Origin of the sequence: Acetobacter sp. (assembly GCF_047721705.1) — a bacterium.
GTDB lineage: Bacteria > Pseudomonadota > Alphaproteobacteria > Acetobacterales > Acetobacteraceae > Acetobacter.
Map to the genome: position 1 here is coordinate 1 of NZ_JBDNXK010000128.1, position 6,187 is coordinate 6,187.

At 47.8% G+C, this 6,187-nt stretch carries 4 protein-coding genes and 1 pseudogene; 4 read left to right on the forward strand and 1 reads right to left on the reverse strand.

Going from position 1 to position 6,187, the window contains the following annotated elements; all coding sequences use genetic code 11:
* Nucleotides 1-154 precede the first annotated feature (154 nt).
* Nucleotides 155-909: pseudogene (locus ABF824_RS15035) on the reverse strand (IS5 family transposase).
* Between the two features lie 402 nt (nucleotides 910-1,311).
* On the opposite strand from ABF824_RS15035, the gene ABF824_RS15040 reads away from it, so the two are divergent.
* Genes ABF824_RS15040 through ABF824_RS15055 form a run of 4 tightly spaced genes read left to right on the forward strand, consistent with a single transcriptional unit; the run spans nucleotide 1,312 to nucleotide 6,122 of the window.
* Entirely contained in the window at nucleotides 1,312-2,589 is a 1,278-nt protein-coding gene (locus ABF824_RS15040) for a DegT/DnrJ/EryC1/StrS family aminotransferase (protein WP_415489802.1), read from the forward strand.
* Nucleotides 2,586-3,821 carry a hypothetical protein gene (locus ABF824_RS15045; RefSeq protein WP_415489803.1) on the forward strand — a complete coding sequence of 412 codons (1,236 nt, stop codon included), beginning with the start codon at nucleotides 2,586-2,588 and terminating at the stop codon, nucleotides 3,819-3,821. Before ABF824_RS15040 ends, ABF824_RS15045 begins: the two co-directional genes overlap by 4 nt.
* Nucleotides 3,822-3,845: 24 nt before the next feature.
* The gene (locus tag ABF824_RS15050; protein ID WP_415489804.1) at nucleotides 3,846-5,039 is read left to right on the forward strand and encodes a hypothetical protein; all 1,194 of its coding nucleotides are present in this window, start codon (nucleotides 3,846-3,848) and stop codon (nucleotides 5,037-5,039) included.
* A 3-nt stretch (nucleotides 5,040-5,042) separates the two neighbouring features.
* Nucleotides 5,043-6,122, forward strand: coding sequence for a Gfo/Idh/MocA family protein (locus ABF824_RS15055; protein ID WP_415489805.1), 1,080 nt, complete (start codon nucleotides 5,043-5,045; stop codon nucleotides 6,120-6,122).
* Nucleotides 6,123-6,187 lie beyond the last annotated feature (65 nt).

The following is a 6,187-nucleotide window of genomic DNA, read 5'->3' on the forward strand; positions in this document are numbered from 1 at the left end:
ATACTGAAGTATGAAATTTTTTCAGAATATGCTTTTATTTAATAAAGTGTTGGACTGGTGTGGCTCAATATTGTTTGTGATGGTTCACGTGCACAGTTTAACCTATTGAGGGGGGGGGGATTGTCAGGCGTTTCCTAGGGGCAGGACGCATTGATCAGAGCCAGAAGATGGCAGTGGCAGCGAGTGCAATGGTGGAGAAGAAGGCTGTGGGGGACCTATCGTAGTGTGTTGCAACCCGGCGCCAGTCCTTGAGGCGTCCGAACATGATCTCTATGCGGTTGCGCCGTTTGTAGCGTCGTTTGTCGTATTTGACGGTCTTGTTCCGGGATTTTCGGCCCGGGATGCAGGGCTTGATACCCTTTTCCTGCAAGGTGTCCGTGAACCAGTCGGCATCATAGGCCCGGTCGGCGAGTAACCATTGGGCTTTCGGCAACTCATCAAGCAGAGCGGTGGCACCGATATAATCACTGACCTGACCTGGCCTGCGGTCATGAAGAGCTCAAAGGGCGGCCGTAAGCATCGGTAATAGCGTGAAGCTTGTGGTGTTCGTGCGGCCGATCAGGCGGCCCACATTCCTTTTTTTACCCGCGGGCTGGAAGCCGTGCGGTGCGCCTTCAGATAAGTCGCGTCGATCATCACCGTCTTGCGCCCGGAAGCCTCGGGCGCAGCCAGACCTTTCATCATCCGCAGGAAGGCGCCCTTGTCGCCCCACCGCTTCCAGCGATTATAGAGCGTCTTGTGTGGTCCGTAGTCTTTCGGCGCATTCCGCCAACGTAGTCCAGTGCGATTGATGAAGATAATTCCACTCAGTACCCAACGATCATCCACTCGGCGCTTGTCATGACTTTTCGGAAAATATGGCTCAAGCCGCGCCTTCTGCTCGTCCGTCAGCCAGAACAAATCACTCAATCCTTGAGGGCTCCTTCATGGAAAGCCTGAAGCACGCCAGCCCTAAAAAATCAATGGGTTCTGACCCTAACATTGACGACACAAATCCGGATGATAGCGCTTCAAACACTGTCCGGTTGATTTCTTTTATATCGATATTGCTGATATCCGGACGGGCGCCGGACAAGCAAGCCTGCCCTAACACAATCTATGGACAAGGCTAGTAGAAAACTGCCTGGAAATTTGCCCGATATCTACTGCGCGCCGTGCCTTATCAGGTCCACACTCATCCTTAGCGACAATTACTTTCAGGTCAGGGATTATTTTGTGAGACAACTTCTTCATACTTGAAAAAGGAGATCTTAACTTCTGTGGCCGACAGTTGCCTGCCGCAATTGTTGAAGCGCATAAAGGAAGTAGCTTATGAGACCATTCTGGAGAGAGCAGGTTACTCCGCCCGCGGTTTTGGATCACCGACGCCAGGCGCTGGAGCAGCTGCTGCCCTCCAAAAGTAGAAATTTGAAGGCGAGCACATATCCAAAAATTGATATCCCCGTTGCACACCCCCTTTTACCAGCGACTGACACAATCATCCCGTATTTACGCGAAATCGATACAAATCGTTGGTATTCTAACCAAGGTCCACTCTGTGAGGTTTTTCAGGCCCGTTTGGGTCGTATATGGGGAATGGAGACCTCGAACGTCGCCTTGGTAACAAGCGCCACTGCAGGGCTCACTCTTGCCTTGCGCGCCCAGAATATTCCAGAGGGCTCCTCTTGTATAATGCCTTCCTGGACATTTATAGCAAGCGCTGCTGCAGTCACAGCAGCGGGCCTGATTCCGCATTTTGTTGATGTTCTTCCAGATACGTGGATCCCTGATGCTGGCGAAGTTGAGCGCCTAGCTTACGATCCATCAATTGGCGCGGTGTTAATTGTTGCACCTTTCGGTGCCCCACTTGATCTGGCCGTATGGGATGATATTGCTGCTCGTACAGGCAAACCTGTAATCGTTGATGCTGCTGCTGCTTTCGATACGATTAGAAACGGCGGACCAATGCCAATTGGCCAGAGCACGGTCGTGGTCAGTTTGCATGCTACAAAGACTTTCGGCATCGGGGAAGGTGGAGCAGTCATCTCGCGTGATCCAATTCTTGCAGAACGCATCCGGTCTTATGCGCGATTTGGATTTATCGGAGGACGTGCTGCTCAATATCCGGGTGTGAATGCCAAAATTTCTGAATACACCGCAGCCGTCGGACTGGCCGGACTTGACGGATGGTCGCGGACGCGCCAGCGATGGGAAACTACCTCGCGCTACTATACCAAATATTTGCCTAAGTCTGTTATCTTGACGCCATCTTTTGGAAGCAATTGGGTCGGATCAACACTCACTGTGCTATGTCCGGGAGGAGCTAAAAACATGGCGGCATATCTTGCGGAACGTGGGATCGGCACTGTTGCGTGGTGGAGCCAAGGGTGTCACGAACAGCCTGCCTACACATCCTGTCCGAGAGAATTGCTGCCTGTCACCAAATATATGGGGCAGCATGCACTTGGACTACCATTCTGTCAGGACATGAGTCGTGCTGTTGTCGAGCATGTATGCCGCGCAGTGGCGGAATGCGTTGAAGACGTCTCTTCAAATGACGATATTGTAGATCTATGCACTTTTCCAAACGGCGAAACTGAATCCAGATGAACAATAGCATTTTTTTATCTGAAGCACCTAACCGTATTGCTGCTCCAGACCGACCCAACATTGTCGCTCTTATTGGAGAGAATGAGAATGGAATTCTTCGCGAATTAAGCTCGGGTCTAATGCGCACCATTGAACAAGATGGTTATAAGGGACATATTATTGATCTCTACCAGCCTGATTGGTTTGCCAATTTTTTGGATATTGCGCGATCAGGAATCGCGATGGCGTGGGGGCATGCTGGCGTTGGTGCGCGCCTTTCTCATGAAGATGAAAATATATGGGAATTTTTAAAAATTCCCTTTGTATCAGTTCTGGCTGACCCACCGGGAAGAATGCCTCTAAATCATTATATCCGTTCACGGATGGTTGCAAACGCATATGTTTTTTCAGAATGGCTGGATATTCAAAAACGCTTTATTCATGCACCACAATATTCAACGCTAATCAACTGTGTGGGTGTCGTCCCCAATAAGAACAGGGATGTGATCCCATGGCGTGATCGGCCCCAACGTATGGCGTTTATAAAGACAGGTGGAAACCCGGAAGCCCGTAGAGAACGGTGGCGGGACTATCCTCCGCGATGGCGCGCGATCTTAGAGGATGCCAGTTCTGCGGCCGTGATGCAGGGTACGGGAGGAATCAATGACCTGCTTTTTGCTGCTTGTGAGCAGCATGGGCTTCAAGCAGATCAGAGACCCGAGATTATTCTCCATCTTATGGAAGAACTTGATCTTTATGTTCGTGAATATCGCATGAATACGGTGGTTAAAGCACTTTTACCACTCCCTGTGCACATTTACGGACGAGGATGGGATCATCTCGCTGCGTTGCCAGCATGCGCCCAATTTCATCCTGCTTTCGACGCACAAAATATCTCCACAATTTATTCTGCAACACAATTTCTTATAAACACGAGCCCCAATATTGGCTCAGGTATGCATGAACGGGTAGCATATGGTTTAGATGCTCGTTGTTGTGTCGTGTCGGATGAAAACGATTTTTCACGTAAAATACTGAATGATATTCCTACGTTCTTTGGTTTTGAGGCAAATTCAAAGAATTTAACTGAATATTTCTTCGAGCTTTATCATGATACTACCGATTATACAGAAGCGACCCAAAAAGGTGTCGATCTGATAACTCATTCCTTTGGGGGGCGAAGCTATATGCATGAACTGTTGAATGTCGCAGAAGAATTGCAGGTCGCCGATATTCTGTCGCCATTGTTCTGATGTTGTACGTAAGGCAGTTATCAAATGAATAGACCATTCCTTTCTGATGTTTTGCTTTTGGATGCGTCTTTTTCTGCAGTTCCCATTCATAAGGCTTTACGTGCAGCGGGACACAGAGTCTGGACGATGGGTAATCGCTCACGCGATGCTCTAGCGCTGGCATTTCCGGAACTTTGGATTGAAGGAGATTATGGAAACCTTATTTCTGTACAATCAGAAATGCATATGAGAGGGATCGATTTGGTCGTTCCTGGATGTACTGATGTTGCCATGACAACATTTGCAGCTCTTGGAGGAACACTCCATTATCCCTGCTCGGCAGAGACGCAGGCTTCCCTGAATTCCAAAGATCAGTTTCGGGCTCTTTGCACTGAACTGGATCTGCCTTGTCCGGAAGTAATTTTGCCAAATGCGTTGCCCTCGGAAGGTTTGTTTATATGCAAACCAGCCATAGGCTTCAGCGGACGTGGTATTTCGATCTTCGATGCATCATGCCCTTCTGACATACAGAAAGCGCTGGCGATGGCGCGCGCCTCCAGTCCAACAGGACAGATTGTGTGTGAGGCTTTCGTTGAGGGTCCTCTTTATAGTTTTAGTGTTTTTCTTGTAAATGGAATAATTTTTCGTTCATTTGTCGTTCGAGAAGGGTCACGTTATGATCGTTTTTCGGTCGATACGAGTTATGTGGTTCCTTTGGACGAGTGGCCTGAGACTGCCCCACTAACGTGTGCTATCGAGAAATTGTCCAAAAGACTGCAGTTTTGCAATGGCCTTGTTCATGTACAGTTCATCGCGGGAAAATTTGGTCCGCAAATTATAGAGATCACCCGACGATGCCCAGGAGATTTATATGCAAAACTTATCGAAGATAGTACAGGATTTCCCTATGCATCTTGGTATGCATTAAGTTTCACGATGTCCCATTTTCCTCCGGCGATTTCTGATGAATCAATCGCTGATAATTTACGCGCAGACGAAATTTCTTTGTTCTGTAAATCGGTCTTGCGTATGACTCTTAAAGAAGAGGTTGGTACATCTTTTCAGGGTTTAGTTATTCCACAATTGAATGCCGATACCGAAGTCATCCCGCTTCGGATGCCTGGAGAAGATATAACAGGAGCGGGTTATGAGCGTACGGCTGTTGTTTTTCAACGGTTTTCTTCGCATGAGCGGTGTCTGGCTGCGTTTGACTTCTTTCTTTCCAAAAAAAGACAATAAACTATGGTGCCGCTACGCATTCTCCTGTCTGGACCAGGGCTTATCGGACGCAAACATGCTGATCTCGTTGCGCAGTCATCACGCAGTAAGTTGGCGGCTATCGTCGCACCTCTAACGGCAAAAAATTGTGCATTTGCGCAAGAGCGTGGTGTTCCGATATTCGATACTATAGAAAAATGTCTTGATCTGGAAAGAATTGATGCTGCAATTATTGCATCACCAAATGGATATCATTACGAGCAAGCCATGACTTGTCTTGATCGTTCCATTCCTCTTCTTGTGGAAAAGCCACTCGCGACAACTTCTGAAGAAGCAAGAGAGATTTGCGTCAGGTCGATCGCTTGTCAAACTCCTGTCCTTGTTGGTCATCATCGCACGTATAGTAGTTTTCTCCCTGCGGCACGTGATTTTATTAATTCTTCTCGATTTGGAAAACCTGTTGTAATGCAGGGGGCAGCCTTGTTCTATAAACCTGATGATTACTTTGAGGATGGACCGTGGCGCACGAAACTAGGGGGAGGTCCTATTCTTATAAACATGATTCATGAAGTTGGAATCATGCAATATCTCTTTGGACCTATCAGATCTGTCTGGGCCGAGTCGAGTAACGCAAGGCGTGGCTTCGCAGTTGAAGATACGGCCGTCATGGGGTTCAGGTTTTGCAATGGAGCGCTTGGAACATTTATACTTTCGGATGTCGCCGCCAGTAACCGAAGCTGGGAAATGACCACGGGTGAAAATCCTACCTATCCGTGTTATAGGAAAACTGAATGCTATCATTTTTCCGGGACTCAAGGTTCGTTGGATTTTCCTAATTTCTTTTTTCGGAGCTATGGAAAAGAAAATCCCGCTTCGTGGTGGCGTGATTTTGAAGAAGGAGAAATCAGCGTGACGGCGTGCGACCCCCTGACTGAGCAGTTCCGTCATTTCGAAGATGTCGTTCTTAACCTTGCTTCACCTCTTATGCCAGCTTCTGCTGGTCTTTCGAATATCATTGTTATTGAGGCAATAAAGATGTCTCTCAAAGAAAAATGCACTATCGATATTGCTAGCATTTCTCCAATGCATATAGCTTCAGCATGAAGCATCCTCTGATGAAAAGGAATGTAGTGTTTCGCATGGCTATTTTTGATGTATCTATATAAAAG

Coding starts and splice junctions, on each gene's coding strand:
- ABF824_RS15045 (WP_415489803.1), top strand. CDS start 2,586: ATGAACAATAGCATTTTTTTATCTGAAGCACCTAACCGTATTGCTGCT.
- ABF824_RS15055 (WP_415489805.1), top strand. CDS start 5,043: ATGGTGCCGCTACGCATTCTCCTGTCTGGACCAGGGCTTATCGGACGC.
- ABF824_RS15050 (WP_415489804.1), top strand. CDS start 3,846: ATGAATAGACCATTCCTTTCTGATGTTTTGCTTTTGGATGCGTCTTTT.
- ABF824_RS15040 (WP_415489802.1), top strand. CDS start 1,312: ATGAGACCATTCTGGAGAGAGCAGGTTACTCCGCCCGCGGTTTTGGAT.